General features: G+C 71.4%; 29 protein-coding genes. 15 read left to right on the forward strand and 14 right to left on the reverse strand.

Going from position 1 to position 25,711, the window contains the following annotated elements; genetic code table 11:
• Positions 1-25: 25 nt before the first annotated feature.
• On the reverse strand, positions 26-988 hold the full coding sequence (locus ACGFYY_RS01535; protein WP_365266623.1) for an ABC transporter substrate-binding protein: 963 nt from the start codon (positions 986-988) through the stop codon (positions 26-28).
• A 526-nt stretch (positions 989-1,514) separates the two neighbouring features.
• Between ACGFYY_RS01535 and ACGFYY_RS01540 the strand changes: the two genes are divergently transcribed.
• The 4 genes from ACGFYY_RS01540 to ACGFYY_RS01555 all read left to right on the forward strand — a co-directional run bounded on the left by ACGFYY_RS01540 (position 1,515) and on the right by ACGFYY_RS01555 (position 4,663).
• Positions 1,515-2,717 carry an NADP-dependent malic enzyme gene (locus tag ACGFYY_RS01540; protein ID WP_030764414.1) on the forward strand — a complete coding sequence of 401 codons (1,203 nt, stop codon included), beginning with the start codon at positions 1,515-1,517 and terminating at the stop codon, positions 2,715-2,717.
• 153 nt (positions 2,718-2,870) lie between these two features.
• Positions 2,871-3,833, forward strand: a complete 963-nt coding sequence (locus ACGFYY_RS01545) for a zinc-binding dehydrogenase (RefSeq protein ID WP_393706550.1) — start codon at positions 2,871-2,873, stop codon at positions 3,831-3,833.
• 48 nt (positions 3,834-3,881) lie between these two features.
• A complete protein-coding gene (locus ACGFYY_RS01550; RefSeq protein ID WP_030013034.1) occupies positions 3,882-4,091 on the forward strand; it encodes a helix-turn-helix domain-containing protein in 210 nt (69 codons plus the stop codon).
• Positions 4,091-4,663: a Clp protease N-terminal domain-containing protein gene (locus ACGFYY_RS01555; RefSeq protein WP_393706551.1), complete on the forward strand. Its 573-nt coding sequence runs from the start codon at positions 4,091-4,093 to the stop codon at positions 4,661-4,663. Before ACGFYY_RS01550 ends, ACGFYY_RS01555 begins: the two co-directional genes overlap by 1 nt.
• 99 nt (positions 4,664-4,762) lie before the next feature.
• Here the strand turns inward: ACGFYY_RS01555 and ACGFYY_RS01560 are convergent, their stop codons facing one another.
• Both ACGFYY_RS01560 and ACGFYY_RS01565 read right to left on the reverse strand, forming a co-directional pair.
• Positions 4,763-5,680, reverse strand: coding sequence for a helix-turn-helix transcriptional regulator (locus ACGFYY_RS01560; RefSeq protein ID WP_393706552.1), 918 nt, complete (start codon positions 5,678-5,680; stop codon positions 4,763-4,765).
• A gap of 1 nt (position 5,681) precedes the next feature.
• Positions 5,682-6,629, reverse strand: coding sequence for a DUF4097 domain-containing protein (locus tag ACGFYY_RS01565; protein ID WP_393706553.1), 948 nt, complete (start codon positions 6,627-6,629; stop codon positions 5,682-5,684).
• Between the two features lie 316 nt (positions 6,630-6,945).
• Between ACGFYY_RS01565 and ACGFYY_RS01570 the strand changes: the two genes are divergently transcribed.
• Positions 6,946-7,719, forward strand: coding sequence for a nucleotidyltransferase domain-containing protein (locus ACGFYY_RS01570; RefSeq protein ID WP_393706554.1), 774 nt, complete (start codon positions 6,946-6,948; stop codon positions 7,717-7,719).
• Between the two features lie 16 nt (positions 7,720-7,735).
• On the opposite strand, the gene ACGFYY_RS01575 is transcribed toward ACGFYY_RS01570, so the two are convergent.
• From ACGFYY_RS01575 to ACGFYY_RS01585, 3 genes are all read right to left on the reverse strand, one after another.
• Positions 7,736-8,875 (reverse strand): CU044_5270 family protein, encoded by a 1,140-nt coding sequence (locus ACGFYY_RS01575; protein WP_393706555.1) that lies wholly within the window; start codon positions 8,873-8,875, stop codon positions 7,736-7,738.
• On the reverse strand, positions 8,872-9,513 hold the full coding sequence (locus tag ACGFYY_RS01580; protein WP_393706556.1) for an RNA polymerase sigma factor: 642 nt from the start codon (positions 9,511-9,513) through the stop codon (positions 8,872-8,874). Before ACGFYY_RS01580 ends, ACGFYY_RS01575 begins: the two co-directional genes overlap by 4 nt.
• A 103-nt stretch (positions 9,514-9,616) precedes the next feature.
• A complete protein-coding gene (locus ACGFYY_RS01585) occupies positions 9,617-10,552 on the reverse strand; it encodes a LysR family transcriptional regulator (protein WP_030711543.1) in 936 nt (311 codons plus the stop codon).
• 209 nt (positions 10,553-10,761) lie between these two features.
• Between ACGFYY_RS01585 and snpA the strand changes: the two genes are divergently transcribed.
• On the forward strand, positions 10,762-11,430 hold the full coding sequence (gene snpA, locus ACGFYY_RS01590; RefSeq protein WP_393706557.1) for a snapalysin: 669 nt from the start codon (positions 10,762-10,764) through the stop codon (positions 11,428-11,430).
• Position 11,431: 1 nt separating this feature from the next.
• Here the strand turns inward: snpA and ACGFYY_RS01595 are convergent, their stop codons facing one another.
• The 5 genes from ACGFYY_RS01595 to ACGFYY_RS01615 form a co-directional block, all read right to left on the reverse strand.
• A complete protein-coding gene (locus tag ACGFYY_RS01595; RefSeq protein WP_352042968.1) occupies positions 11,432-11,635 on the reverse strand; it encodes a hypothetical protein in 204 nt (67 codons plus the stop codon).
• Between the two features lie 37 nt (positions 11,636-11,672).
• Complete coding sequence (locus ACGFYY_RS01600) at positions 11,673-12,254, reverse strand: dihydrofolate reductase family protein (protein WP_393706558.1); 582 nt, start codon at positions 12,252-12,254, stop codon at positions 11,673-11,675.
• Between the two features lie 97 nt (positions 12,255-12,351).
• On the reverse strand, positions 12,352-12,954 hold the full coding sequence (locus ACGFYY_RS01605) for a GNAT family N-acetyltransferase (RefSeq protein WP_393706559.1): 603 nt from the start codon (positions 12,952-12,954) through the stop codon (positions 12,352-12,354).
• 139 nt (positions 12,955-13,093) lie between these two features.
• The gene (locus tag ACGFYY_RS01610; protein WP_393706829.1) at positions 13,094-14,146 is read right to left on the reverse strand and encodes a family 2 encapsulin nanocompartment cargo protein polyprenyl transferase; all 1,053 of its coding nucleotides are present in this window, start codon (positions 14,144-14,146) and stop codon (positions 13,094-13,096) included.
• The gene (locus tag ACGFYY_RS01615; protein WP_365266645.1) at positions 14,143-15,549 is read right to left on the reverse strand and encodes a family 2B encapsulin nanocompartment shell protein; all 1,407 of its coding nucleotides are present in this window, start codon (positions 15,547-15,549) and stop codon (positions 14,143-14,145) included. Before ACGFYY_RS01615 ends, ACGFYY_RS01610 begins: the two co-directional genes overlap by 4 nt.
• Before the next feature lie 242 nt (positions 15,550-15,791).
• On the opposite strand from ACGFYY_RS01615, the gene ACGFYY_RS01620 reads away from it, so the two are divergent.
• The 3 genes from ACGFYY_RS01620 (at position 15,792) to ACGFYY_RS01630 (ending at position 18,333) form a co-directional block, all read left to right on the forward strand.
• The gene (locus tag ACGFYY_RS01620) at positions 15,792-16,262 is read left to right on the forward strand and encodes an Rrf2 family transcriptional regulator (protein WP_365266647.1); all 471 of its coding nucleotides are present in this window, start codon (positions 15,792-15,794) and stop codon (positions 16,260-16,262) included.
• 150 nt (positions 16,263-16,412) lie between these two features.
• On the forward strand, positions 16,413-17,609 hold the full coding sequence (locus ACGFYY_RS01625; protein ID WP_393706560.1) for a globin domain-containing protein: 1,197 nt from the start codon (positions 16,413-16,415) through the stop codon (positions 17,607-17,609).
• A gap of 133 nt (positions 17,610-17,742) precedes the next feature.
• On the forward strand, positions 17,743-18,333 hold the full coding sequence (locus tag ACGFYY_RS01630) for an N-acetylmuramoyl-L-alanine amidase (RefSeq protein WP_393706561.1): 591 nt from the start codon (positions 17,743-17,745) through the stop codon (positions 18,331-18,333).
• Positions 18,334-18,414: 81 nt separating this feature from the next.
• Here ACGFYY_RS01630 and ACGFYY_RS01635 read toward each other — a convergent pair whose 3' ends face one another.
• Positions 18,415-18,612, reverse strand: a complete 198-nt coding sequence (locus tag ACGFYY_RS01635; protein ID WP_365266653.1) for a superinfection immunity protein — start codon at positions 18,610-18,612, stop codon at positions 18,415-18,417.
• Positions 18,613-18,770: 158 nt separating this feature from the next.
• On the opposite strand from ACGFYY_RS01635, the gene ACGFYY_RS01640 reads away from it, so the two are divergent.
• The gene (locus tag ACGFYY_RS01640; protein ID WP_393706562.1) at positions 18,771-19,679 is read left to right on the forward strand and encodes a 1-aminocyclopropane-1-carboxylate deaminase/D-cysteine desulfhydrase; all 909 of its coding nucleotides are present in this window, start codon (positions 18,771-18,773) and stop codon (positions 19,677-19,679) included.
• 13 nt (positions 19,680-19,692) lie between these two features.
• Here the strand turns inward: ACGFYY_RS01640 and ACGFYY_RS01645 are convergent, their stop codons facing one another.
• Positions 19,693-21,273: a Na+/H+ antiporter gene (locus ACGFYY_RS01645; RefSeq protein ID WP_393706563.1), complete on the reverse strand. Its 1,581-nt coding sequence runs from the start codon at positions 21,271-21,273 to the stop codon at positions 19,693-19,695.
• A gap of 211 nt (positions 21,274-21,484) precedes the next feature.
• On the opposite strand from ACGFYY_RS01645, the gene ACGFYY_RS01650 reads away from it, so the two are divergent.
• The 3 genes from ACGFYY_RS01650 (at position 21,485) to ACGFYY_RS01660 (ending at position 23,401) form a co-directional block, all read left to right on the forward strand.
• Complete coding sequence (locus ACGFYY_RS01650) at positions 21,485-21,745, forward strand: UBP-type zinc finger domain-containing protein (RefSeq protein ID WP_030764468.1); 261 nt, start codon at positions 21,485-21,487, stop codon at positions 21,743-21,745.
• A gap of 205 nt (positions 21,746-21,950) precedes the next feature.
• Positions 21,951-22,364, forward strand: coding sequence for an anti-sigma regulatory factor (locus ACGFYY_RS01655; protein ID WP_033218654.1), 414 nt, complete (start codon positions 21,951-21,953; stop codon positions 22,362-22,364).
• A complete protein-coding gene (locus tag ACGFYY_RS01660; protein ID WP_365266663.1) occupies positions 22,361-23,401 on the forward strand; it encodes an RNA polymerase sigma factor SigF in 1,041 nt (346 codons plus the stop codon). Before ACGFYY_RS01655 ends, ACGFYY_RS01660 begins: the two co-directional genes overlap by 4 nt.
• 28 nt (positions 23,402-23,429) lie before the next feature.
• Here ACGFYY_RS01660 and ACGFYY_RS01665 read toward each other — a convergent pair whose 3' ends face one another.
• Complete coding sequence (locus ACGFYY_RS01665) at positions 23,430-23,888, reverse strand: hypothetical protein (RefSeq protein WP_393706564.1); 459 nt, start codon at positions 23,886-23,888, stop codon at positions 23,430-23,432.
• A gap of 84 nt (positions 23,889-23,972) precedes the next feature.
• Between ACGFYY_RS01665 and ACGFYY_RS01670 the strand changes: the two genes are divergently transcribed.
• Entirely contained in the window at positions 23,973-24,938 is a 966-nt protein-coding gene (locus ACGFYY_RS01670) for a diacylglycerol kinase family protein (RefSeq protein WP_365266664.1), read from the forward strand.
• Positions 24,939-25,262: 324 nt separating this feature from the next.
• On the forward strand, positions 25,263-25,520 hold the full coding sequence (locus tag ACGFYY_RS01675; protein WP_003953983.1) for a WhiB family transcriptional regulator: 258 nt from the start codon (positions 25,263-25,265) through the stop codon (positions 25,518-25,520).
• Positions 25,521-25,711: the final 191 nt, after the last annotated feature.

Genomic DNA, 25,711 nt, shown 5'->3' on the forward strand with positions numbered 1-25,711 from the left:
AGTGTGCTGCGGTGGTACGCGGAGATCAGGAACCGGCGTTGATCTTGGCCTCGGTCACGGCGCCGGAGCCCGCGTTCCACTTGTCCAGGGCGGCCTTGTAGGTGCCGTCCTTGATGACCGCGTCAAGGGCTTCCTTGAGCGCGTCGCGCAGCTGGGTGTTCTTCTTGTCCACCGCGATGCCGAAGAAACCGGCGTCGGTCGGGTTGGCGATGGCCTCGAACTCGTTGCCGCCACCGGCGGTCTGCGCGATGTACGCGGCGACCGGGGAGTCGTTCAGGTCCGCGGCGGCGCCGCCGGCCTTCACTCGGGTCTGGGCCTCGGCGTCGGTCGGGAAGGACTCGACCTTGAGCTCGCCCTTGCCGTCCGTCTTGCACTTCTCGGCCTGGGTCTTGGCCGACTCCTCGTACGTGGTGCCACGCTGCACGGCGACCGTCTTGCCGCACAGGTCGTCGAGGGTCTTGATGCCGTCCGGGTTGCCCTTCTTGACCAGGATGCCGGTGGAGGCGGAGAAGTAGTCGACGAAGTCGACACCGGCACCGGTCTTGGCGCCCTTGTCGTCCAGGCCCTCCTGACGGGCCTTGGTGTCGGTGAGCGAGGACATGACCAGGTCGCTACGGCCGGTCTGCATGCTGCCGATCAGCGTGTCGAAGGTGCCGGACTCGAACTTGAACTGCACGCCGAGCTGCTTGGCCATGGCCGCCGCCACGTCGGGGTCGACACCGACGATCTTGCCGCCCTCGGTGAACTCCATCGGCGCGTAGGTGGCGTCCGTGCCGACCTTGATGACACCGGCGTCCTGGATCTTCTTCGGGAGCTTGGCGAAGAGCGGCGCGCTGCTGTCGGCGGCCGCGCCGGACGGGGTGCTGGAGGCCTTGTCGGTCTGGTCACCACAGCCGGTGAGGATCAGGGCGCCCGCGACCGCGATCGCGCCGACCGCGGCGATCCGGGACCGTGCGGCGGTCGTACGACGGGTGGTGCTAGCGGTCATGGCTTGGTTCCTCCGGCGCTGGTGGAAAAGCAACGAAAAACGGTCGAACACGCACCATCGAGTGTCGCGACCTTGTGTGATTACGGCATCTTGCCATTCGGACTGAGACATTCAGGGTGCCCGTCAGGTCAAAATCGCATAACGGGCGCCCTGGGTAGCCCAACAGGACTGCGGAGAACAGGGTTCGGGGCCGCAGATACTGCTGTGACCTGCTGGTTTTGCCGCAGTTTCTACGGGGCGTCTCGCCCACCGGACGGCAAGGTTTGGACTTTTCGCCAAAAGCCGGGCAGGGGACCTACAGTTGAGCGGGAATCGACTCGTCTGGGCGAGCGTTCTTCGGGTAGAACAGATCCTTACACCCCTCATCCGGGGCTCAGGGCGCGCGTGCGGCGCGCCCGCGCGTACGAACCTCCCCTTCGCGGAGACGGGCCAACCGTTGACGCGGAGTACGGACGCGGTGCCCGCCCACCCCTTAACCAGGAGTGGCCACCCTCAACGATTCAAAGGACTTAAGGGGTCACACGAAGTGGCAGCGGAAATCTTCAACCCTCGCAGTGACAGCGTCACGGACAACAACCCGGACGCGGTGTTCGCGCTGCACCGGGGCGGCAAGATGGCCATCCAGGCCACAGTGCCGGTCACCAACAAGGATGACCTCTCCCTCGCCTACACGCCCGGCGTGGCGAAGGTGTGCAGCGCCATCGCCGAGCAGCCGGAGCTGGTGAACGAGTACACCTGGAAGTCCAACGTGGTCGCCGTCGTCACCGACGGTACGGCCGTGCTCGGACTCGGCGACATCGGTCCCGAGGCCTCCCTCCCGGTCATGGAGGGCAAGGCCATCCTCTTCAAGCAGTTCGGTGGCGTGGACGCGGTCCCGATCGCGCTCGCCACCAAGGACACGGACGAGATCATCGAGACGGTCATCCGTCTCGCCCCGTCCTTCGGCGGCGTGAACCTCGAGGACATCTCGGCGCCCCGTTGCTTCGAGATCGAGCGCCGCCTCCAGGAGGCGCTGGACATCCCGATCTTCCACGACGACCAGCACGGCACGGCCATCGTGACGCTCGCCGCGCTGCGCAACGCCGCGAAGCTCACGGGTCGCACCCTCGGTGACCTGCGCGCCGTGATCTCGGGCGCCGGCGCGGCCGGTATCGCCATCGCCAAGATCCTCGTGGACGCGGGCATCGGCGACGTCTGCGTCACCGACCGCAAGGGCGTCGTCTCCGCGGACCGCTCCGACCTGACGGACGTCAAGGCGGAGATCGCGGGCCTGACGAACAAGACCGGACAGACGGGCTCCCTGGAGACCGCGCTGAACGGCGCGGACGTCTTCATCGGCGTCTCCGGCGGTACGGTCCCCGAGGAGGCGGTGGCCTCGATGGCGAAGGACGCGTTCGTCTTCGCCATGGCCAACCCGAACCCGGAGGTCCACCCGGACGTCGCGCACAAGTACGCGGCGGTCGTGGCCACGGGCCGTTCGGACTTCCCGAACCAGATCAACAACGTGCTGGCGTTCCCGGGCATCTTCGCGGGTGCCCTCAAGGTGCGCGCCACCCGGATCACCGAGGGCATGAAGATCGCCGCCGCCGACGCCATCGCCGGCGTCGTGGGTGACGAGCTCGCCGCCGACTATGTGATCCCGTCGCCGTTCGACGAGCGCGTGGCCGAGGCCGTCGCCACGGCCGTGGCCGCCGCGGCCAAGGCCGACGGAGTGGCCCGCCTCGTCTGAGACCGGAGCCGAGCTGTACGCGCAGAGGCCCGACCGGATCCCTCCGGTCGGGCCTCTGCGTTTCCCCGCGACCGCACGGGTGCGACGAAAGCCTCACCCGTGCGGTCTCGGGAGGTCTGGAACCCGGCCCCTACCGAGCGGTAGCGTCGCCGCATGTTCGCTGCCTACGCCGCCCGAATCGACCGTGACCAGCCGCTGAACGGCCTTGAGCTGGGCGACCGCCCGGCCCCCGAGGCCCGGCCCGGCTGGGTGACCGTGAACGTCAAGGCCACCTCCCTCAACCACCACGACCTGTGGTCGTTGCGCGGAGTCGGCCTCGGCGAGGAAAGACTCCCGATGATCCTCGGCTGCGACGCCGCCGGGATCGACCAGGACGGCAACGAGGTCGTCCTGCACTCCGTGATCGGCCAGAGCGGCCACGGGGTCGGCCCGGACGAGCCGCGCTCGATCCTGACCGAGCGCTACCAGGGGACCTTCGCCGAGCAGGTGACCGTCCCCGCGTGGAACGTGCTGCGCAAGCCCGCGGAGCTGACCTTCGAGGAGGCCGCCTGCCTGCCGACGGCCTGGCTGACGGCCTACCGGATGCTGTTCACCAACGCGGGCGTCCGCCCCGGGGACTCCGTCCTGGTACAGGGCGCCGGTGGCGGTGTCGCGACCGCCGCGATCGCCCTCGGCAAGGCGGCCGGCCTGCGGGTGTTCGCCACGAGCCGGGACGAGGCCAAGCGCAAGCGGGCCGTGGAGCTGGGCGCGGTGGAAGCCTTCGAGCCGGGCGCGCGGCTGCCGCAGCGGGTGGACGCGGTGATCGAGACGGTGGGTGCGGCCACCTGGTCGCACTCCGTGAAGTCCCTGCGCCCCGGCGGCACCCTGGTGATCTCCGGCGCCACGAGCGGCGACCGCCCCGCGCACGCCGAGCTGACCCGGATCTTCTTCCTGGAGCTGAAGGTGGTCGGCTCGACGATGGGCTCGAAGGACGAGCTGGAGGACCTCCTCGCCTTCTGCGCGACCACCGGGCTGCGGCCGGTCATCGACGAGGTGCTGCCGCTGGACCGGGCGCGGGAGGGGTTCGAGAAGCTCGCGTCGGGCGACCTCTTCGGAAAGATCGTCCTCACCCCCTGATGTCAACCGGGGTTGACGAACCTCTCGCGTCAACCTACATTGACACCCATGACCGAAGCCACCGATCTCGCCGAACGGGCCGGTGACCGTGACCCGCGCGTGGGCCTGCGTGCCGTGGCCGCCCTCCGCAGGCTGCTGGAGCAGCTGGAGGCCGTACAGGTACGCAGCGCCCGCGCGCAGGGATGGTCCTGGCAGGAGATCGCGGCCGAGCTGGGCGTCAGCCGGCAGGCCGTGCACAAGAAATACGGGAGGCTCTGATGTTCGAACGCTTCACCCGCGACGCCCGGTCGACCGTGACCGGGGCGGTGACCGAGGCCCGGCGGAGCGGGGCCGCCACCGTCACCGAGGAGCACCTGCTGCTCTCCCTGCTGGCCCTCGGCGCCCTGGACCCGCTGGGCGTGGATCGCGCGGCGGTGACCGCCGACCTCACGGCCGCCCGCCGCCGGGGCGGCATGTCCCGGGCGGACGAGGAGGCACTGGCCGGACTCGGCATCGATCTCACCGAGATCGTCTCCCGTGTCGAGGAGACCCACGGCGAGGGCGTCCTCGCGACCCCGGCGCCCCGCAGGCGGACCCTGGGCGGGTCGCTCCGCTCCGCCCTCGGCCGCGCGGGCACGGACGACCGCGGCGGCGGTCACCACGTCCCCTTCACCGCGGGTGCGAAGAAGGTGCTGGAGCAGTCCCTGCGCATCGCCCTGGGCCGCAAGGACAAGCACATCGGCACCCTGCACCTCCTGCTGGCCCTGCTCTCCCGCCCCGGCACCGTCTCCGAGGTCCTCTCGGACCACGGCGTCAGCTACAGCACGACGGAATCGACCCTGGCGGCCTGACCCCGATCCTCACCCTGGCCGGAGCCCGCATTTCCGGACCCGCCCGCGTTCGAGGCGCGGGGTCCGGGGCGACGCCCCGGCTGCGGCGCCGCGGGCGACCTACGGCCTGGCCCCGAACGTGGTTCCCAGCCGGCCGGAGGCCGCCTTGAGGTGGCCGCGCGCCTCGGCCACCTGAGCCGCGGTCACCCCGCGGTCCCGCGCCGCGTCACGCACCTCGTCGCGGAAGCGGTCCAGCAGCCGGTCCAGGTCACGCGCCGGGTCACCGGTGGGCGCCAGGTCGGCGGCCCAGTCCCCGTCCACCACCGGATCCGCCGCCGCGCGGCCCGCCGAGCCCGCGCCCGGGCCCGCGGCCGAACCCGAGCCCGGCGTACCGCTCCCGAGCCAGGCCCCGGCCAGGCTTCCCAAAACGCCGCCGGACTTGGCGAACTGCTCCTGGAGCTGGCCCGCGATGCGCTGGACCTCCTCGCGGGCCCGCTCCTGGGCCTCCTTGGCCTGGCGGCGGGCCTGTTGCGCCTCCTCGCGGGCGCGGCGGCTCTCGTCCTTCGCCCGGCGCGCCTGCTCCTTCCACTCCTGCCGCGCCTTGCGCAGGTCCTCCTTGGCGGCCTTCCAGGACTCGTCCTCGACCTGGGTCGCCGAGGCCGAGGCCGCGGCCCGCATCTCGCGGCGCAGGTCACCCGCCGCGCCCCGGACGTCGTCACGGATCTCGGCGGCGAGCTCGGTGACCGAGTCGCGGATCTCCAGTTCCAGGTCGGCCAGCTCACCGCCACGGTCGGCCAGTTCGGCCCGGCCGGCGTCGGTGATCGAGTACACCTTGCGCCCGCCCTCGGTGGCATGGGTGACCAGGCCTTCGGCCTCCAGCTTCGCCAGTCGCGGGTACACGGTGCCCGCGGAGGGTGCGTACAGGCCCTGGAACCGCTCCTCCAGCAGACGGATCACCTCGTACCCGTGGCGCGGGGCCTCGTCCAGCAACTTGAGGAGGTACAGGCGGAGTCGGCCGTGGGCGAAGACGGGCGGCATGTCAGAGCACCTTCTTGTCGAGCGTGAGGGGGGCGGCGGGGCTCTCCGCGTCGGCCGGCGGGCGGCGCAGCAACGCGATCGAACCGGAGACCGTGGTCGCCCGCAGGGTGCCCGCGCCGGAGCCGAGGGTTCCGGTGATCCGCTTGGCGCCCATCTGCCCGGAGACCCGCAGGTCCTCGAAGGCGTTGGAGACGCGGCCGGTGGCGGTGTTGGCCTCGACCTTGGCGTCGGCGGGGTGCGGGAGGCGGATCGCGACCTGCCCGGAGACGGAGTTGAGGAAGATGTCCACCGGCTCGGGGGCGGCGGGGTCCGCGGCGAGGTCGATGAGCATGTCACCGCTGACCGAGTCGGCCCGTACGTTGCCGCCCGAGCCGTCGACCACCGTCAGGCCGCCGGAGACGGAGTGGAAGCCGAACTCGCCGGAGACGGACTGCGCCTCGACGCTGCCGGAGACGGTGTGCGCCTTGATCCGGCCGGACAGTCCGACCAGCGTGGCGTCGCCGGAGACCCCGTTGACGTCCGTGCCGCCGGAGATGCCGGAGACGAAGACGGCGGCGCCGACCGCTGCCACGTGGACCTGGGTGGCGGCGGGCACGGTGAGGGTGATCGAGACACTGCGCTCCCAGGCCTTGCGGCCCGAGGCGGAACCGGCCCAGGCCTTCCAGGGCTTGGTCTCGAACCACTGCTTGAGGCCCTGGGAGCCGTTCCAGGGCAGGTCCTCGTAGGAGACGGTCAGCGTGCCGCCGTCCTGTACGACGTACAGGGGCGGTCCGTCGACCTCGGTCACCTCCAGGCGGGCCGGGCCCTCCTCGGCGGCGACCACGTTCACCGTGCCGCTCACGACGCGGACGCGGAGCTCGGTCACCGGCTCCCCGAGGGTGAGCTTCTGCGGTTCGGCGAAGTGCCACGTCGTCGGCGACGGCGACGACTCGGGCGACTGCTCTGCCATGGTGCTGATCCTCCTCGTGCGTACACGGACCGGGCTCGACGCACGCAACATATCGCGTCTTCTGTTAACACGATATATCGCGGTTGGGCGAAGTCAAGCGCCCTTCCGGAACCCCACGGTTCGGGGTGTTGTGCACTACTGCGTGGGCATGTCAGCCTGGGCGATCCACCGCCGCAGCCCGGGGGGCGACGGCCGGCGCGGCCCTGCTCGCGCACGGGACGGCGACCCTCGCGTACGACCGGGCCCGGGCCGAAGGCCCGCGGCCCACGACGAAACCCCTGGCTCCGGCGCCGTCGGGCGTGCCAGTCTGGTGATCATGAACCGTGCTGCCGATGACCCGGATCATCCCGTCCACCAAGCACGGCGGCTCGCCGCCGAGCGTTTTCCCGACGCCCTGAGCGTGGTCCTCGCGGGGTCCGTCGCGTCCGGCCGCGCCACCGCCACCAGCGATCTGGACATCGCGGTCCTGATCGAGGACGGGGGCGAGACCCGGCGGGAGACCCTGCGCTTCGAGGGACGGCTGGTCGAGCTGTTCTCTCACACCCGCGCCGGCCTGCGGGAGCTCTTCGCGGCCGACGCGGCCTCCCGTCGCGGCGTCATGCAGCGCATGTACGCCGACGGCCTGGTCCTGAGCGAGCGGGACGGAGCGGCCACCCGCGTCAAGCAACACGCCGAGGAGGCGCTCCGCGAAGGTCCGGGCGCCCTCGCCCCCGCTGAGGTCGAGACCCGGCGCTACGGGCTCACCGACGCCCTCGACGACCTCGCCGACACCGTGGACGCCTGCGAGCGCCTCGCCGTGGCCCATGTCGTGCTCAGCACCGCGGCCGACCTCCTCCTCGACCACCGCCGTGCCTGGACCGGCGGCGGCAAGTGGTTCCCCCGACGCCTGTTGCAGGCCGACGCCGTGCACGGCCGGGCCCTCCTCGACGGCTACCGCCGCCTCTGCCGCGGCGGCGGGCCCCAGGGCCTCGTCGACGCCGCCGCGGACGTCCTCGCCCTGGTGGGCGGCCCCCTCCGCGAGGGCTACGCGCGGACCTGGGGCTGCGCCGCCGAGCCCGCCTCCCGGCATGATCGGACAGAGCCGACCTGAGGGCCGGAGGCGGCGGTCAGCGGGCCGAGGGCGGGATCTCCTTGATCCGGTCGACGACCGTCCGGGTCATGACGGCGCTCGTGTACACGACCGTGCCGGGCTTGATCAGGCCCTGTTCGCCGGACTCGCCCTGTACCTGGACGCTGCGCTCGCCGAGGAACGTGAGGGTCTGGCGGTCGAAGATCCATTCCTCGCGCAGACCGGAGTGCTCGTCGAGCCGGGCGACCGCGATCCCGCTGCGGCCCGCGGCGTCGACGGCCTCGTCGACCGTCACCACGCCGGGGATCTTCGCCGCGGCCTTGTAGAGCGCGGCCGTGAGCTCGGCCGGCGGGTAGCTGCCGCGCAGCAGGTCGCCGATCGTGGTGAAGGCCTCCTGGTCGGGGCCGCGGCCCATGCCCTTGGTCTCCTCGTAGATCCGCCGGAGCAGCACGTCGGGGTCGGTGGGCAGAGTGGTGAGGTAGTTGTAGGTGGGCGCGTTGAGGTACGGCGTCCGGGCCTTGCCCCGCTCGTCACGGCCCGCCAGGGTCACGCCCTTCGGCCCGGTGTTCCCGGGCTCGATCAGCCAGCCCTCGGTGCCGTCCGGCGAGTTCCATTGGTGGCGCGTGTGCAGCTGCTCGCTGACCACGGTGCTCTTGTCGCCGACGGTCTTCACGTAGGTGTTGGCCGACTTGCTGCCGATGTAGACGAACTGGTCCGCGCGCACCGACAGCGGGCCGGCGCCGGTGGACGAGGAGGCCAGGGAGATGCGGTCCAGGAGCTGCGGCGTCCCCTTGGGGTCGGCGGTGCCGATCCGGGTGGTCAACGCCGGCCCCGTGGCGAGGGTGGAACCGGGTCCGTCGGCGGCGCCCCGGTCCACGGAGGAGAAGAAGCCGATGGCGAGGGCTCCGGCCAGGGCGAAGCCGGCGACGGGTACGAGGAACGAGCGACGCAGGAACGGGTTGCGCGCCCCGGCGGCACGGGCGGGGGCGGACGGGGCCGCGGCGGGGGCGGCGATGTCGGCGATGTCGGCGGCGCGGAGGTCTTCGTGGATCTGGGCCATCAGGCGCTCCTTGTGGAACTGGTGGCGGCCCGCGGGCAGGTCCCGTTCGGCGAACGGCAGGAGGGGGGAGTTCTCCTCCTGGCCGGCCGGGTGGGGGCGGGAGAGGTCGGCGTTCATCGGGTTCCTTCCTGTGCGGACCGGACCGTGTTCGTGCGGTCGCCGTATGCCTGTCGGGGGCGAGCCGCGAGTTCCCGCTTTTTCGACTTCAGTTGCGCTTCGGCGAGTTTGCGTAGCTTCGTACGGGCCCGGGACAGCCGGGAACGGACGGTGCCGACCGGGATGCCGAGGACACGGGCGACCTCCGTGTACTCCAGGCCCTCCCCCAGGCACAGCAGCAGGACCTCGCGTTCGGGTCCGCGCAGCGCGCTCAGCTGCCCGAGGGTGGCCGCGATCTGCCGCCGGTCGTCGAGGCGGTCGGCCACCTCCTCGGCGTGGTCGGGTACGGACGCGGCGCCGGCGGCCGCCGTGGCGGCGGCAGCGGCGGCCCGGTAGCGCCGGTTGCTCCGGCAGTGGTTGCGGGCGAGGTTGGTGGCGATGCCCAGCAGCCAGGGCCGCAGCGATCCGCCCTCGGGGTCGATCGTGCCGCGCAGCCGCCATGCCTCCAGGAAGGCGGCCGACATGACGTCCTCCGCCGCGGCCCAGTCCCCGGTCATCCGGAAGGCATGGTTGTAGAGGGTGCGCGCGTAGCTGTCGAACAGCTCCGCGTAGGCGTCCGGATCCCCGGACCGCACCCGGGTTCGCATCTCTGTCGTCACTTCTGTCGACTGTCCGCCACCCGGGATCGAGTTCCCGTGACCCGCGTCACATCCACGTCGGTCCGGGCCGGAAGGCGCAGCCCGAGGAGCCCCGGAGTGGGGGCTACGCCACCTCCAGCAGGGGGCTCGCGTGGTGGTGCAGCCAGGCCCGGTACGGGGGCGTCCGCAGGGCGGCCTCGCGATAGGCGGCGCGCAGGTCCTCGTAGACCTCCGCGTGCGCGCCCGGTCGGGTGGCCAGCAGCAGGCGCACGGCGAGCGGGTCCCCGCAGAGCGGCCGGATCGCCATGTCCTCGCGCGGCCCGGAGGTCGGCTGGCAGGGGGCGACCGCCTCGCCGGAGATGATCAGCGAGGCCGCCGTGTGGTAGTCGGCGTGCAGCACCGGCGGGTCGAGTCCGGCCCCGGCGAAGACCCGACGCAGGCCGTCCCACTCGCCGTCGACCGAGGGGTCGACCATCCAGCGGTCGGCGGCCAGGTCCCGTAAGGAGACCACCGCCTGGCCGGCGGCCGGATGGTCCCGGGACATCGACACGAACTGCGGTTCGCGTTCCATGAGTACGCGCACCTGCAGCCCCGGCGGCACCCGCAGCGGGCTGCCCTCCACCTCGTGCACGAACGCCACGTCCAGTTGTCCCGCGGCGACCATCCGGAGCAGCGCGTTGGCGGAGACGTCCACCACCAGCGAGGTCTCGGTGTCCGGAAGCCGCCGGTGGATCCGCCGCAGCCAGCCCGGCAGCGCGCTGCTGGCGGTCGAGCCGATGCGCAGCCGCGAGGCGTGGGCGAGTTCCCGGGCCTCCGCGACGAGCGCGGCCATCTCGGCGAGCAGGGGGCGGGCCCGGCCCAGCACGGTCCGGCCGAAGGGGGTGGGGCGGCAGCCGGTCCGCTCGCGCAGGAACAGCTCGCCGTCGAGGGCCCGTTCGATGCGGCGCAGTTGGGTCGTCAGGGAGGGCTGGCTCACGCCGAGTTGCCGGGCGGCCTTGTGCAGGCTTCCGGCGTCGGCGATGGCGCACAGGGCGCGCAAATGCCTGACCTCAAGCTCCATGACCTGAGGGTAGGCCGGTCCCGGTGGACCGCACCAGCCACCGATAGCCCCCCGAATCCCGCCATTCTCATGTGAGTTGGGCAGCCGAAATCTCGCCGATAGGTCCGCGTTATCGGGGAGTGACATCATCCGCCGGGCACTTGTGCTCCCGCAGACTCCGGTTCGAAAGACCACCCCCCACCGCACCGGACGAGTAGGAGCTCCCCCACATGCGCCACTCCCGTAAGGCCATGCTGGCCACGACCGTCGGCCTCGGCCTCGCCGCCACCCTGGGTGTCGTCCCCACCGCCACCGCCGCGCCCGCCCCCGTCGGAAACGCCGTGAGCTACGCCGCCTACGAGCGTTCGCCGGAGAACGAGGCCGCGAACGCCGCCTTCTTCGAGGCCGTGCAGCGCTCGGTCGCCGAACAGCGTGCCGCGAACCCCGGCATCCTGGCCGTGACCGTCACGTACAACACCCGCAGCGCCCCCAGCTTCCGCAGCCAGATAGCCCGCTCCACGCAGATCTGGAACAGCTCGGTGTCCAACGTCAAGCTGCAGGAGGTGTCCTCGGGCGGGAACTTCTCGTACCGCGAGGGCAACGACTCACGTGGCTCGTACGCGAGCACGGACGGGCACGGCCGGGGTTACATCTTCCTGGACTACCGGCAGAACCAGCAGTACAACTCCACCCGGGTGACGGCGCACGAGACCGGCCACGTGCTGGGTCTGCCGGACCACTACTCGGGCCCGTGCAGCGAGCTGATGTCGGGTGGCGGCCCGGGCACGTCGTGCACGAACGCCAACCCGAACTCCGCCGAGCGCTCGCGCGTCAACCAGCTCTGGGCCAACGGCTTCGCCTCGGGCCTGGGCGCGAAGGACCTCGCGACCAAGGGCTGAGTCACCGCTCCCCGGGGTCCGCGTAGTCATGGCAGTCGGGGTTCCGGCAGGGACCCCGACCCCATACCGGGATGAAGATCCCGAGGGACTTGCGCCGCCTGACCACTGTGTCGACGCGGCGCCCGCACGCCGGGCACGTCTGCTGTTCGTGCCCGGCCTGCGGGGCCACCGTCTCGTGCGTGTGGTGCTGCTGTTCACCGGCCATACCTCCACGGTAGGCCGGTTTCTCCGCGTTCGACGGGTCAGCGCCTGCGCGCGTAGGTGGTGACGACCTGCCCACCGCCGAAGGTCTTGACTCCGGTCAGCTCCAGCTCGCGGCGGGCGAAGCCGGCCCGCGTGAGGGGGATGCCGCCCCCGGTCAGGACCGGGTAGGTCTTGATCACGAACTCGTCGATCTCCTCGACCAACCGGCCGGCCAGGTCCGCGCCTCCGCAGAGGTAGATGCCGAGCCCGTCCTGCGCCTTCAGCTCCCGCACCCGGGCCGCCACGTCCCCGCTGATGAGCTCGACCGACGGGTCGGGCGGGATCGTGATCGAGCGCGTCACCACGTACTGCTTCAGGTGGGCGTACGGGCTCGCGATGCCCATCTTGAGAGCCGGGTCGTAGGTGCGCCGCCCCATGACGATCGCGTCGAAGTGCCGGGCCGTCGAGATGTCGACGCCCAGCATCTCGTGGGCGTGGGTCGGCAGGGTCTCCGGGTACTCGGTCGTGAGGTGGCCGAGGTATTCGGGGTCCAGGTAGTCGTTGAAGAAGTCGCCGTCGCCGTCCGGGTCCGCCATGAACCCGTCGATCGAGGTGGCGATGAGGTACGTGAGCTTGCGCAAGCGATTCTCTTTCACCAGGGAGTGCCACCGCACCGGAGCACGTCGCATAAAGTACTTCGCCTGTAGTGGTTACGCAAGCCCCCGTGGACCTCGCCGCTCAGCTACGCGGCTTGCGCCACATCGGCCACATCAGCGGCCCGTCCGGAAGCCGCACCGGCTCCCCCGTGAGCTCCCAGCCGAGCCGTTCGTACAGCCCCTTGCTGCGCTCGCTGCTCGCCTCCAGGTACGCCGGCACGCCCTCGCGGTCGCAGCGCTCCAGCACCGGCGCGATCAGCTCGCCGCCGAGGCCCTGCCCCTGCCGGCCCGGGGCCACCGCGATCATCAGCAGGTACTCGTGCTCCTCGGCCGTCGGGTGCACCGCCCCCGTGAGGCGCCCGACCAGCTCGCACCGTTCGTTGTCCGGGTCGGCCACGGCCCGCATGCGCGCCGGGACCTCGTCCTCGACGGCCTCCGCCTCCGGGTCGACCGCCGGGATCCGCAGCCACAGCGCGGCCGCCGAGCCGTCGACGGCGTAGTCGATCCGGCCCTCCTCCAGCGCCACGTCCACGAAGACGCCCAGGAACTTCCCGTGCACCGCGGCCCGGTGCTCCGGGTCCGGGAAGACCCAGCTGCTCACCGGGTCGGTGCGGAAGGCCTCGTCGAGCAGCCGCGCCACCGCGTCCCGGTCCGACCGATCCGCCTGACGTATCTCCAGTGCCACTGGCCACACCCTTCGCTCGCGTATCAACAACCGCGAGTGATCCTAGAGTTGGCGCCGACATGCGGTAAGGCCCGTTCCGGCACCGCGCGGTACCGGAACGGGCCTCGGACCCCGTTCGCCTCCTACGCCCCCCTCGGGCTCACCTCGTACGGCGCGTCACGAACTCCGCGAGTGCCAGCAACCCGCCCGCCGCCCCGAGGTCCGGTACGGCCCGGGACAGCTGCTGGACCGCCCGCCCCATCCGGTCCGCGGCCTGCTCCTGCGCCCAGTCGCGGCCGCCGGCCCGGTCCACGGCGTCGGCGGCCCGGCGCACGTCGTCCCCGGTCATGGGGCCGGCGTACAGCTCGCCCAGCTCCTTGCCCGCCGCGGTGCCCGAGGTGAGGGCGGCCACGACCGGGAGGGACTTCTTGCGGGCGATCAGGTCGGCCCCGGCGGGCTTGCCGGTGTGCCCCGGGTCCCCCCAGATGCCGATCAGGTCGTCGATCAGCTGGAAGGCCAGCCCGGCCTCCCGCCCGAAGGCGTCCATGGCGTCGACCTCGTCCGGGCCGGCCCCCGCGTACAGGGCGCCCAGCGCGCACGCGCAGCCCAGGAGCGCCCCGGTCTTGGCCGTGGCCATGGCCAGGCACTCGTCGAGCGAGACCTGGGGACGCTGCTCGAAGGCGCAGTCCGCCTGTTGGCCCGCGCACAGCTCGATGACACAGGCCGCGAGTCGGGCCGAGGCCGCCGCGGCGGCCGGATGCGGATCCTCCGCCAGCACCTTGAGCGCGAGGGCCATCATCGCGTCGCCCGTGATGATGGCGTCCGGCGTCCCGAAGACGGTCCAGGCCGTGGGCCTGCCGCGCCGCCGGACGTCCTTGTCGATGATGTCGTCGTGCAGCAGCGTGAAGTTGTGCGCCAGCTCCACGGCCGCCGCCGCCCGTACGGCCTCGTCGACCGGGCCGGACCCCAGGCCGCGCAGGGCCTGGGCGGCGGCCAGCACCAGGGCGGGCCGGATGGCCTTCCCGGCCCCGCCCGCGGCGGGGCCGCCGTCCTCGCGCTCCCAGCCGAAGTGGTACATCGCCACGCGCCGCATCTGACCCGGCAGGCTCTCGACCATGCGGCGCAGCTGCGGGTCGACCGCTTCTCTCGTCCGTTCCAGCAGGGCCGCGGCGTCCTGGCCCTCACCGGTCGCGATGGCGTTCACGGCGGTCAGCGCCAGCGCCCGATCTCGACGTTCTCCAGCACGCCGAGCGCGTCCGGAACCAGCACCGCGGCCGAGAAGTAGGCGGTGACCAGGTAGGAGATGATCGCCTGCTCGCTGATGCCCATGAAGCGGACCGACAGGCTCGGCTCGATCTCGTCCGGGATGCCCGGCTGGTGCAGACCGATCACGCCCTGCTCGTCCTCGCCGGTGCGCATGCACAGGATGGAGGTGGTGCGGGCGTCACTGATCGGGATCTTGTTGCTGGGGAAGATCGGCACCCCGCGCCAGGCCGGCACCCGGTTGCCGCCGATGTCCACGGACTCCGGGTAGATCCCGCGCTTGTTGCACTCGCGGCCGAAGGCGGCGATCGCCTTGGGGTGCGCCAGGAACAGCTTGGAGCCGCGCCGCATGCTGAGCAGCTGGTCCATGTCGTCGGGGCTGGGCGCGCCGTCGTGCGGCTGGATGCGTTGGTCGTAGTCGGCGTTGTGGAGCAGGCCGAAGTCGCGGTTGTTGAGCATCTCGTGCTCCTGGCGCTCGCGCAGCGCCTCGACCGTGAGCCGCAACTGCTGCTCGGTCTGGTTCATCGGGTGGTTGTAGAGGTCGGCGACGCGGCTGTGCACCCGCAGGACCGTTTGTGCGATGGAGAGTTCGTACTCGCGCGGCCGGGCCTCGTAGTCCACGAAGGTGCCGGGGAGGACGGCCTCGCCCCGGTGGCCGGCGGAGAGCTCGATCGCGGCCTCGCCGTACTTGTTGGTCTCCCGGTCGGGCCGGGTCCGTACGTCCTCCACGTGCTCGCGCAGGGACTCGACACGGTCGGCGAGGAGCTGGAAGTCCTGGCGGGACAGGGTGAGCGCGGTGCCGGAGGTGGCGGCGCGGGCGGTGTACTCCCAAATCGATTCTTCATCGACGAGGGAGTCGTCGCCGAAGTACGCGCCGTCGGCGACGGTCGCCAGGACGGCGTCCTCCCCGTAGGGGCCGGGGCCGATCTGGTCGATGCGGCCGTGGGCGAGCAGGAAGACCTGGTCGGCGGGGCTGCCGAAGGAAGTCAGCTCCTGGCCGGGTTCGAAGTCGATCTGCCGGCACCGCTGGGCGAGTTCGCCGAGGACGTCGAGGTCCTCGTAGTCGCGCAGCAACGGGAGCTCGCCGAGTTCGGCCGGGATCACCTGGACCTGGGTGCCGGTCTTGATGAACTCCACGACGCCGTTGCCGACCGAGTAGCTCAGCCGGCGGTTGACGCGGTACGTGCCGCCCTGCACCGACACCCACGGCAGCATCTTCAGGAGCCACCGCGAGGTGATCTCCTGCATCTGCGGCGCGGACTTGGTCGTGGTTGCCAAGTTCCGTGCGGCCGTCGTCCCAAGACTGCGCTGCGGTGTCTGGGCCTCGGACTCGGAACCTGCCTGGACCGACATGTCTTTCCCTTTCGATCACTCCATGGATCTGCGGATGCAGCCTTTCAGTACGGAACGTGGTGGGACCATTACACAAAAGGGTGGGACTACTCCTTGTGGGTGTGGGGCACTCTTTGGGGTCACCCACCTCCCCCATGAGCCACTTCAACCCCACACACCCCACTGGTTTCGGCCACGCGCGAGACATCCGGGACCTGGGCCCTAACTTGCATCGGATATGCAAGTTTCCCTACGGTGTCCCCATGCGGCTGACCCGATTCACCGACCTGGCCCTGCGCGTCCTCATGCGCCTGGCCGTCGAGGAGACGGACCTCCCGACCACCCGTGACGTGGCGGCGACCATGGAGGTCCCCTACACGCACACCGCCAAGGTGGTCGCCAGGCTGCAGCATCTCGGCCTGGTCGAGGCCCGGCGCGGCCGTGGTGGTGGGCTCGCCCTGACCGCCGCCGGACGCGCCGCGCCGGTCGGCGCGGTGGTGCGCGAACTGGAGGGCGAGGGCGACGTCGTGGAGTGCGAGGGCACCACCCCGTGCCCCCTGCGCGGCGCCTGCGTACTGCGCGGCGCGCTGCGCCGGGCCCAGGAGGCGTTCTTCGCCGCACTGGACCCGCTCACGGTGAACGACCTGGTGGCATCCCCCACGGGACCGCTCCTGCTGGGCATTTCGAGCAGGGCACCCACACCGACCGGGCCCGGCGGGCCCGGGGGCCCCTGACCCCTCGGGGTCGGCCGACCGATCACCGCCGCCCGCCGACCTCGGCGGGAGTTCGAACAGAGGCCCACCCTCCCGCGGTCCTCTGCGATCAAAAATACGCATCTTAGATGCAAGTTCACACAGTCACATCCATCACGCGAGGAGTTCCGCATGCTGTCCGAGAAGTCGAGCGCGACCGTACGAGCCACCCTGCCCGCCGTCGGCGCGGCGATCGGCGAGATAGCGGAGCTCTTCTACACGAAGCTCTTCGCGGCCCACCCGGCACTGATCCGCGACCTCTTCAACCGGGGCAATCAGCGCTCCGGCCTCCAGCAGCAGGCCCTCGCGGGCTCCGTCGCCGCCTTCGCGACCCATCTGCTCGCCCACCCGGACACCCGCCCCGACGTGATGCTCGGCCGCATCGCCCACAAGCACGCCAGCCTCGGCGTCACCCGCGAGCAGTACGCGGTCGTCCACGAGCACCTCTTCGCGGCGATCGCCGAGGTCCTCGGCGAGGCGGTCACGCCCGAGGTCGCCCAGGCCTGGGACGAGGTCTACTGGCTGATGGCGAACGCCCTGATCACCCTGGAGGAACGGCTCTACGCCGAGCAGCGGGTGGTCGCCGGCGACGTGTGGCGCGAATGGACCGTCACCGACCGGACGGAGGAGACGGCCGACTGCACCACCTTCCGGATCGCCCCCGCCGACGGCGCCCCGGCACCCGGCCACCGGCCCGGCCAGTACGTCTCGGTCCAGGTCGAGCTCCCGGACGGGGCCCGCCAGATCCGCCAGTACAGCCTCATCAGCTCCCCCGGTTCCGCGGTGCGCGCGATCACCGTCAAGCGGGTCCACGGACCGGCCGCCGCGGGCCCCGACGGAGAGGTCTCCCACCACCTGCACGCCCGGATCCGCCCCGGCGACACCCTGCGGGTCTCGGCCCCGTACGGCGACCTGGTCCTGGCCGACCCGGACGCCCCGGTCCTGCTCGCCTCGGCCGGGATCGGCTGCACCCCGATGCTCTCGATGCTGGAGCACCTGTCCGACATCGGACACCCCGCTCCGGTGACCGTGCTGCACGCCGACCGCTCCCCCGCCGACCACCCGCTGCGGGGCGACCACCGGGCACTGACCCACAAGCTGGCGGACGCCTCGGCCCGGTTCTGGTACGAGGAGGAGGCGGAGCCGGGCGACGGCGAGGGCCGCATGGACCTCTCGACCGTCCCGCTCGCCCCGGGCACCCAGGCCTACCTGTGCGGGCCGCTCCCCTTCATGCGGGCCGTGCGCGAGCAGCTGATCGCCAAGGGGGTGCCGGCCGCCGACATCCACTACGAGGTCTTCGGCCCCGACCTGTGGCTCGCATCGGCCTGATCTCCGACCCTTGGCCGGATCGGCTCGCTCGTTGTACGAATGCACTAGCCGCGGAAGGGTCGCCTCCACTAAACCGGAGGGTGACGACACGGGCACACAGGGTGCCCGTCGCGCCCGCACGAAGGAGGCGGCCATGGCCGCACCCATGTCCGCGGACCGTTTCATCAACGCACTGCGCAACGAAGGACTGACCGTCGTCGAGGTCGGCGCCTGGCGCACCCACAACCGCAACCACAAGGGGCCCTGGGGCCCCGTGCACGGGGTGATGATCCACCACACCGTCACCCGTGGCACCGCGTACACCGTCGAGCTCTGCCGGGAGGGCCACAGCGCCCTGCCCGGCCCGCTCTGCCACGGCGTGATCGCCAAGGACGGGCGGGTCCACCTCGTGGGCTACGGCCGCGCCAACCATGCGGGGGCCGGTGACTCCGACGTCCTGGCGGCGGTGATCGCCGAGAAGCGACTGCCCCCGGACAACGAGACGGACACCGACGGCAACCGCTACTTCTACGGCTTCGAGTGCGAGAACCTCGGCGACGGCGCGGACCCCTGGCCGGCGGTCCAGCTCGACGCCATCGCCCGCGCCTCGGCGGCCATCTGCCGGTACCACCGGTGGACGGAACGCTCAGTGATCGGCCACCGCGAGTGGCAGCCGGGCAAGGTCGACCCCAGGGGCTTCACGATGGACGCCATGCGCGCCCGCATCGGCGAGCGCCTGAAGTAGCCGGCCCCCGGCCGGCGGCTCCGGGCCACCCTCCCGGGCCGTCGTCCCCGGCACCACGCCGGGGACGACGACGGAGCACCACTACCGACTGCGCGCGGCCATGGCGAGCGCGATCACCCATCCCACGACGGACCAGCCCAGGAACAGGTTGACCACCAGAACGGAGCCCTTGTTGGGCACCCCTCGCCCGAAGGCGACCGCAGTGGGAATGAAATAGGCCAGGACGATCACCAACAGTCCCACCACGCCGAACGGAATCGCATCACTGCTGGCGCCCATGAATTCCCCCCATGGTCAATGGATTTGACGCTCCATCATCACTGATGCACCCCGGGCACGTGAAGCACCTCCGCGGCACCGGTCCGGGCCTTCCGGTCAGGAACGTGCCGTCCGGGTCGCGTGGCGGCGCGGATGCCATCCGGATACACAATGGACGGGTGAACCGGCCCTCGAACCTTGACGCGCTGCTGGAGCCGCGCCCGCCCTCCCCGTTGCAGGAGACGCTTGACGAGCGGTTCGAGCGGCACGGCGTACGGCTCCTGCTGAAGCGGGACGACCTCGTCCATCCGGAGCTGCCCGGCAACAAGTGGCGCAAGCTCGCGCCCAATCTTCGGGCCGCCCTGGCGGGCGGCCACGAGCGGCTCGTCACCTTCGGCGGGGCCTACTCGAACCACCTGCGGGCCACCGCCGCCGCCGGGCGGCTGCTCGGGCTGCCGACGGTCGGCATCGTCCGCGGCGACGAGCTCGCCGGACGGCCCCTGAACGACTCCCTCGCCCGGTGCGCCGCCGACGGGATGCGGCTGCACTTCGTGTCCCGGTCGGAGTACCGCCGCAAGGCCGAGCCGCGGGAGCTGGCCCGGCTGGTGGACGCGGCCGGCGCGGAGGGCGCGTACGTCGTCCCCGAGGGCGGCAGCAACGCCCTGGCCCTGGGCGGCTGCGCCGAGCTCGGCCGGGAGCTGCGCGGCGCCGCCGACGTGGTGGCCGTGGCCTGCGGCACCGGCGGGACGCTGGCGGGCCTCGCGGCCGGACTGGCCCCCGGGCAGCGGGCGCTCGGGGTCCCCGTCCTGGCGGGCGGCTTCCTCGCCGCGGAGATACGTTCCCTCCAGGCGGCCGCCTTCGGGGGCCCGGCCGGCGAGTGGACCCTGGCCGAGGACTTCCACCACGGCGGCTACGCCCGGGTCCCGGCCGAGTTGGAGGCCTTCGCCGCCGACTTCGGGTCCCGCCACGGCGTCCCGGTGGAGCGGATCTACGTGGCCAAGCTGCTCTGGGCCCTGGCCGAACTCACCGCGTCCGGCACCTTCCCGCGCGGCACGACCCTCGCCGCCGTCGTCACCGGCCGGCCGTGACCGCGCCGCGCGCTCAGCCCTCCTCGCGGTAGGCCGCGGCCTCCTCCAGGTCCAGCCGGCGCAGCAGCGCCCGCAGCATCTCGTCGTCGATCCGCCGCTGGTCCCGCAGCGCCACGAAGACCTCCCGCTCGGCCGCGATCATCTCCCGCGCGAGCCGCCGGTAGATGTCGTCCGCCGACTCCCCCGTCTCCGGATTGACCTCGCCCAGCCGCTCCCACACCGCGTTGCGCCGACGCTCCATGACCGTCCGCAGCCGGTCCGCCAGCGGCGGCGGCAGCGTGCTGTTCTCCGACTCCTCCAGCAACTCGACCAGCCGGTCCTCGGCCGCCCGCGAGGCCTCGCTCTGCGCCTGCGCCTCCGCCAGGGTCTCGGCCCGCACGTCCCTCGGCGGCAGCCTCAGCGCCCGGATCAGCGGCGGCAGCGTCAGCCCCTGCACCACCAGCGTCCCGATGACCGTGGTGAACGTCAGGAAGAGGATCAGGTTGCGGTGCGGCACCGACATCGGCACGGAGAAGGCGATGGCCAGCGAGACCACGCCGCGCATCCCCGCCCACCCCACGATCACCGGGGCCTTCCAGTCGGTCTCCGGCTCCCGGTCGCGGATCCGCGGCGAGATCCAGCGGGGCACGAAGGTCGCCGGGAAGACCCACAGGAACCGGGCCACCACCACCGCGAGGAACACGGCGATCGCGTACCAGGCCGCGTGCAGGCCGTTGTACTCGCCGAGACCCCTGAGGACCACCGGCAGCTGGAGCCCGATCAGCGCGAAGACCACCGACTCCAGCACGAAGGCGACCACCTTCCACACCGCCTCCTCCTGGAGTCGGGTGGCGAAATCGACCTGCCAGTTCCGGTGCCCGAGGTAGAGCGCGACCACGACCACCGCGAGCACCCCGGAGGCGTGCACCCGCTCGGCGGACGCGTACGCCACGAAGGGGATCAACAGCGAGAGGGTGTTCTGGAGCAGGGGCTCCTTCAACCGGGTGCGCAGATGGTGGATCGGCACCATCAGCAGCAGGCCCACGCCGATGCCGCCCACCGAGGCCAGCAGGAACTCCGCGATCCCGCCCGCCCAGCCGGCGCTCACCCCGACCGCCGCGGCCAGCGCCACCTTGTACGCGGTGATCGCGGTCGCGTCGTTGACCAAGGACTCACCCTGCAGGATGGTCGTGATCCGGTTCGGCAGCTTGAGCTTGCGGGCGATCGCGGTGGCGGCGACCGCGTCCGGCGGGGCGATCACCGCGCCCAGCACCAGCGCCACCGGCACGGAGAGCCCCGGCACCAGCGCGTACGCCGCGTACCCGACGACGAGCGTCGCGAAGAGCACGTAGCCCACCGAGAGCATCGCGATGGGCCGGACGTTCGCGCGCAGGTCCAGGTACGAGCTGTCCACGGCCGCGGTGTACAGCAACGGCGGGAGCAGCAACGGCAGCACGATGTGCGGGTCGAGGGCGTACGCGGGCACCCCCGGCACGTACCCGGCCAGCAGACCGGCGGCGACCAGCAGCAGGGGCGCGGGCACCGGGGTCCGGCGCGCCAGCCCGGCGACCGCCGCACTACCGGCGATCAGCGCCACCAGCGGCAATACCTCCATCGAAGATCCACCTCAATCATCGGCCGCTCGCCCCGAACGCGCGGGCTTGGCCGAGGAGATCCCCAGGACTCGCACGGCGGGAACGTATTCTGTACGAGATCAAGCTCCGGTCAAAGCGTGACGCAACGACACTCCGCCGCATCACGGTTCCGGCCCGTGCGCGCGGTTCGCCCCGAGACTGGAAGTCGGGGTCCGGTACAAGGAGAATGCGATGAGCGAGTGCACCCACGTTGCCGAACTGCCGCGCCCCGAACCGGTGCCCTCGCACCACACCTGCCCCGAATGCCTGGCCCTCGGCAGCCACCCCGTGCAGCTGCGGATGTGCCTGGGGTGCGGGCACGTGGCCTGCTGTGATTCCTCGCCCCACCGGCACGCCACCGCGCACCACGAGGAGACCGGCCATCCGGTGATGCGGAGCTTCGAACCGGGTGAGACCTGGCGCTGGTGTTTTGTCGACGGTTCGATCGTCTGAAGCGGGGTAGTTCAACCCTCCGCCGGTTCCCCTGATTTGGGCCCCGCAGACCCCTAGCCACTGTGCGTACCCATGGGCTTACCATCAGTCACTGGCTCGCCGGCGGGGTGCTCTGAGCGGGTACCAAGAGGGGTGCCGCGACACGATCGCCCGGATCGCGATAGCGTCACCGGCGAACAGAGCTCGTACCACCTTGGAGGTGAGGGTGTCCCAGATCGCAGGCGAGCCCGGGACTCAGGACTTCGTGGAAGTCCGGCTGCCCGCTGCGGGTGCCTACCTGTCGGTGCTGCGGACGGCCACGGCCGGCCTCGCGGCACGTTTGGACTTCACCCTCGACGAGATCGAGGACCTCCGCATCGCGGTGGACGAGGCCTGCGCGATCCTGCTCCAGCAGGCCGTGCCGGGCTCCGTCCTCAGTTGCGTGTTCCGGCTGATCGACGATTCGCTGGAGGTGACCGTCTCGGCGCCGACCACCGACGGGCGCGCACCGGAGCGTGACACGTTCGCGTGGACGGTCCTGTCGGCGCTGGCCGGCAAGGTCGAGGCCACGGTCGAGGAGAACAAGACGGTGAGCATCAGCCTCTACAAACAGCGCGGCGCGGGACCAGGCCCGGCGTGAGCGGCGGGGAGATCCCGGTGCGGGGCGGGGATCGGCCCCGGGTACGGCACGAGGTCGACGGCGGCATCCCGGAGCAACAGCACGCCCGACCGCACCCGGCTGACGCGGATGCGGAAGACGGCTTTTTGGACTCGGCGGAGCGACGGGCGGGCCCTATGAGCGAGAACCAGCAGGAACAACCACAACCGGACCGGTCGACCGGGACGGGAGCCGAGGCCGAGGCCGCGGCCCCCGTGGTGCCACCGGCGCCGGTGTTCACCGCGACCCCGGCCCTGCCGGATCCGCGCGACCGCAGCGGCGCACGGGCCCTGTTCATCGAACTGCGGGCGCTGCCCGACGGTTCGGTGGAGAAGGCCGAGCTGCGCAACCGGCTGGTACGGATGCACCTGCCCCTGGTGGAACACCTGGCGCGGCGCTTCCGCAACCGCGGTGAGCCGCTCGACGACCTGACCCAGGTCGCGACGATCGGCCTCATCAAGTCGGTGGACCGCTTCGACCCGGACCGCGGGGTCGAGTTCTCCACGTACGCCACGCCCACGGTGGTCGGCGAGATCAAGCGCCACTTCCGCGACAAGGGCTGGGCGGTGCGGGTGCCGCGCCGTCTGCAGGAGCTGCGGCTCTCGCTGACGACCGCCACGGCCGAACTGTCCCAGCAGCACGGCCGCTCGCCGACGGTGCACGAACTGGCCGAGCGGCTGGGGATCTCCGAGGAGGAGGTGCTGGAGGGGCTGGAATCGGCCAATGCCTACAGCACGCTCTCCCTGGACGTCCCGGACACCGACGACGAGTCGCCGGCGGTCGCGGACACCCTGGGCTCGGAGGACGAGGCCCTGGAGGGCGTCGAGTACCGCGAGTCCCTCAAGCCGCTGCTGGAGGGACTACCACCGCGGGAGAAGCGGATCCTGCTGCTTCGCTTCTTCGGCAACATGACCCAGTCGCAGATCGCCCAGGAGGTCGGCATCTCCCAGATGCACGTCTCCCGGCTGCTGGCCCGCACCCTGGCCCAGCTCCGCGAGAAGCTCCTCGTCGAGGAGTAGGCGAGCGCGGGAGGAAACGGACGACCGGTTATCGGGCCTGTTCCCCGGGCCCGATACCCAGAGCCTCGGTCGCCGTCGGATTCACCAGGAGCGCCACGACGGCCACCGCGGCCACGGCCAGCGCCACGGCGGCGGCGATCATCGCACCGCCGGCGCTGTAGAGGGTCCAGGCCACCGGCAGCGCCATCAGCTGGGTGATCAGGGCCGGGCCGCGGCTCCAGCGGCGCCCCAGGCGCAGCCCGCGGGCCGCGACCAGCGGCAGCGCGGCGAGCGCGAGCAGGGTGATCCCGCCCGTCTCGGCCTGCTGCGCGGAGTCGGGGTCACCGGCGATCCCGACGAACAACATGTAGAACCCGAGGCCGGCCAGGGCCAGGCCCTCCAGGGCGGTGAGCGCGGCGGCCGCGGTCAGCCGGCCGGGCAGCGCGGCGGTCGGGACGTCGGCGGCGGGAGCGGGGGCGGGGGCGTTCGCGGGCTGCTTCTTACTCACTCCAGCAGGGTAGCGGCGCGCCCCGGGCCCCGGAGGGGACGGGCAGTAGGGTCGGCTCGTGAAGGGGTGGGTAGTCTGGCGCTCATGCGTGCACTTCTCGTGGCCAACCCAGCAGCGACCACCACCAGTGCGCGCACGCGCGACGTCCTGACCCACGCCCTGGCCAGCGAGATGAAGCTGGAGGCGGTCACCACCGAGTACCGCGGGCACGCCCGGGACCTGGGGCGCAAGGCCGCGCACGAGGGCCTCGACCTCGTCGTCGCCCTCGGCGGCGACGGCACGGTCAACGAAGTGGTCAACGGACTCCTGCACAACGGGCCCGATCCGGATCGGCTGCCGCGGCTGGCGGTGGTCCCCGGTGGCTCCACCAATGTGTTCGCGCGCGCCCTGGGACTGCCCAACGACGCGGTCGAGGCGACCGGCGCCCTGCTGGACGCGCTGCGGGAGCAGCGCGAGCGGACGGTGGGCCTGGGCCTGGCCGCCGGCACCCCGGGTACGGAGGACGAGTCGGTCCCGGCCCGCTGGTTCACCTTCTGCGCGGGCTTCGGCTTCGACGCGGGTGTCGTGGGCCGGGTGGAGCAGCAGCGCGAACGCGGCAAGCGTTCGACGCACGCCCTGTACGTGCGACAGCTCATGCGCCAGTTCTGGGAGGAGCCGAACCGGCATCACGGCACGGTCACGCTGGAGCGCCCCGGCGCGGACCCGGTGACCGATCTGGTGCTGTCCATAGTGTGCAATACGTCACCGTGGACATATCTGGGGAATCGCCCCCTTTACGCCTCGCCCGAAGCCTCGTTCGATACTGCGCTTGACGTATTGGCACTGGACCGTTTGTCAACTCCGGCGGTCGCGCGGTACGCGACACAGCTCCTGACCTCCACTCCTGAGCGGGGTCCGCACGGCAAGCACGCGGTGTCTCTGCACGATCTGACCGACTTCACCTTGCATTCGAAGGTTCCGCTTCCCTTCCAGATGGACGGCGATCACCTCGGACTGCGGACCAGCGTTCGGTTCACAGGCGTACGCCGGGCACTGCGTGTGATTGTGTGAGTAGAAGGGCCCGAAGGCCTTTCACTCGAACGTTTACACGCCGGTCCACCCTCACGATGTAGGGCTGTGACCTAGTAGACACCGACGAATCAAAAAAAACTTTCCGGAAGGGGTTGTATCCCCGTCCGAGGTTTGCGAATCTCTTCATGGCGATCGGGACAGCCCGCAACACCCGGCACCCACACAGACCGCCAGAACCCCTCCACGAATCTCTGACTGATCACCCGCGTGAAACCGGGCGGTCGCGCTTCCCTCACGGGGGGATTCGTGAAAGCGTTCACATTCACAAGCAACCTGTTCGCAATACAAGGAGATGGAGCAGCCATGGACTGGCGTCACAACGCCGTTTGTCGTGAGGAAGACCCGGAACTCTTCTTCCCCATCGGCAACACCGGTCCTGCGCTGCTGCAGATCGAGGAAGCCAAGGCCGTCTGCCGCCGCTGCCCCGTCATGGAGCAGTGCCTGCAGTGGGCGCTCGAGTCCGGTCAGGACTCCGGCGTCTGGGGCGGTCTCAGCGAGGACGAGCGCCGCGCCATGAAGCGCCGCGCCGCTCGCAACCGGGCGCGCAACGCCAGCGCCTGACAAACGACTTTCGAGCCTCGACGCGCAGCGCGTAGTAACCGAACAAGCGCTCAGCACCGTGCTCTTGGGCCCCGGACCGAATCATTCGGTCCGGGGCTCAGTGCTGTTCGGGGTCCGATTCCTCGGTCGGCGATCGAACAGCTGACGGCGGTCGAGTGACGGCCGGTGACGACAGCGGCGGCCGGGTGCCG

The organism is Streptomyces sp. NPDC048331 (assembly GCF_043201215.1).
Classification (GTDB): domain Bacteria; phylum Actinomycetota; class Actinomycetes; order Streptomycetales; family Streptomycetaceae; genus Streptomyces.

What these genes read in the sequence shown, in the direction of transcription:
- ACGFYY_RS01535 (WP_365266623.1), bottom strand. Translation starts at nt 988, where the DNA reads ATGACCGCTAGCACCACCCGTCGTACGACCGCCGCACGGTCCCGGATC.
- ACGFYY_RS01545 (WP_393706550.1), top strand. Translation starts at nt 2,871, where the DNA reads ATGTTCGCTGCCTACGCCGCCCGAATCGACCGTGACCAGCCGCTGAAC.
- ACGFYY_RS01550 (WP_030013034.1), top strand. Translation starts at nt 3,882, where the DNA reads ATGACCGAAGCCACCGATCTCGCCGAACGGGCCGGTGACCGTGACCCG.
- ACGFYY_RS01555 (WP_393706551.1), top strand. Translation starts at nt 4,091, where the DNA reads ATGTTCGAACGCTTCACCCGCGACGCCCGGTCGACCGTGACCGGGGCG.
- ACGFYY_RS01560 (WP_393706552.1), bottom strand. Translation starts at nt 5,680, where the DNA reads ATGCCGCCCGTCTTCGCCCACGGCCGACTCCGCCTGTACCTCCTCAAG.
- ACGFYY_RS01565 (WP_393706553.1), bottom strand. Translation starts at nt 6,629, where the DNA reads ATGGCAGAGCAGTCGCCCGAGTCGTCGCCGTCGCCGACGACGTGGCAC.
- ACGFYY_RS01570 (WP_393706554.1), top strand. Translation starts at nt 6,946, where the DNA reads ATGAACCGTGCTGCCGATGACCCGGATCATCCCGTCCACCAAGCACGG.
- ACGFYY_RS01575 (WP_393706555.1), bottom strand. Translation starts at nt 8,875, where the DNA reads ATGAACGCCGACCTCTCCCGCCCCCACCCGGCCGGCCAGGAGGAGAAC.
- ACGFYY_RS01585 (WP_030711543.1), bottom strand. Translation starts at nt 10,552, where the DNA reads ATGGAGCTTGAGGTCAGGCATTTGCGCGCCCTGTGCGCCATCGCCGAC.
- snpA (WP_393706557.1), top strand. Translation starts at nt 10,762, where the DNA reads ATGCGCCACTCCCGTAAGGCCATGCTGGCCACGACCGTCGGCCTCGGC.
- ACGFYY_RS01595 (WP_352042968.1), bottom strand. Translation starts at nt 11,635, where the DNA reads ATGGCCGGTGAACAGCAGCACCACACGCACGAGACGGTGGCCCCGCAG.
- ACGFYY_RS01615 (WP_365266645.1), bottom strand. Translation starts at nt 15,549, where the DNA reads ATGTCGGTCCAGGCAGGTTCCGAGTCCGAGGCCCAGACACCGCAGCGC.
- ACGFYY_RS01620 (WP_365266647.1), top strand. Translation starts at nt 15,792, where the DNA reads ATGCGGCTGACCCGATTCACCGACCTGGCCCTGCGCGTCCTCATGCGC.
- ACGFYY_RS01625 (WP_393706560.1), top strand. Translation starts at nt 16,413, where the DNA reads ATGCTGTCCGAGAAGTCGAGCGCGACCGTACGAGCCACCCTGCCCGCC.
- ACGFYY_RS01630 (WP_393706561.1), top strand. Translation starts at nt 17,743, where the DNA reads ATGGCCGCACCCATGTCCGCGGACCGTTTCATCAACGCACTGCGCAAC.
- ACGFYY_RS01635 (WP_365266653.1), bottom strand. Translation starts at nt 18,612, where the DNA reads ATGGGCGCCAGCAGTGATGCGATTCCGTTCGGCGTGGTGGGACTGTTG.
- ACGFYY_RS01645 (WP_393706563.1), bottom strand. Translation starts at nt 21,273, where the DNA reads ATGGAGGTATTGCCGCTGGTGGCGCTGATCGCCGGTAGTGCGGCGGTC.
- ACGFYY_RS01650 (WP_030764468.1), top strand. Translation starts at nt 21,485, where the DNA reads ATGAGCGAGTGCACCCACGTTGCCGAACTGCCGCGCCCCGAACCGGTG.
- ACGFYY_RS01670 (WP_365266664.1), top strand. Translation starts at nt 23,973, where the DNA reads ATGCGTGCACTTCTCGTGGCCAACCCAGCAGCGACCACCACCAGTGCG.
- ACGFYY_RS01675 (WP_003953983.1), top strand. Translation starts at nt 25,263, where the DNA reads ATGGACTGGCGTCACAACGCCGTTTGTCGTGAGGAAGACCCGGAACTC.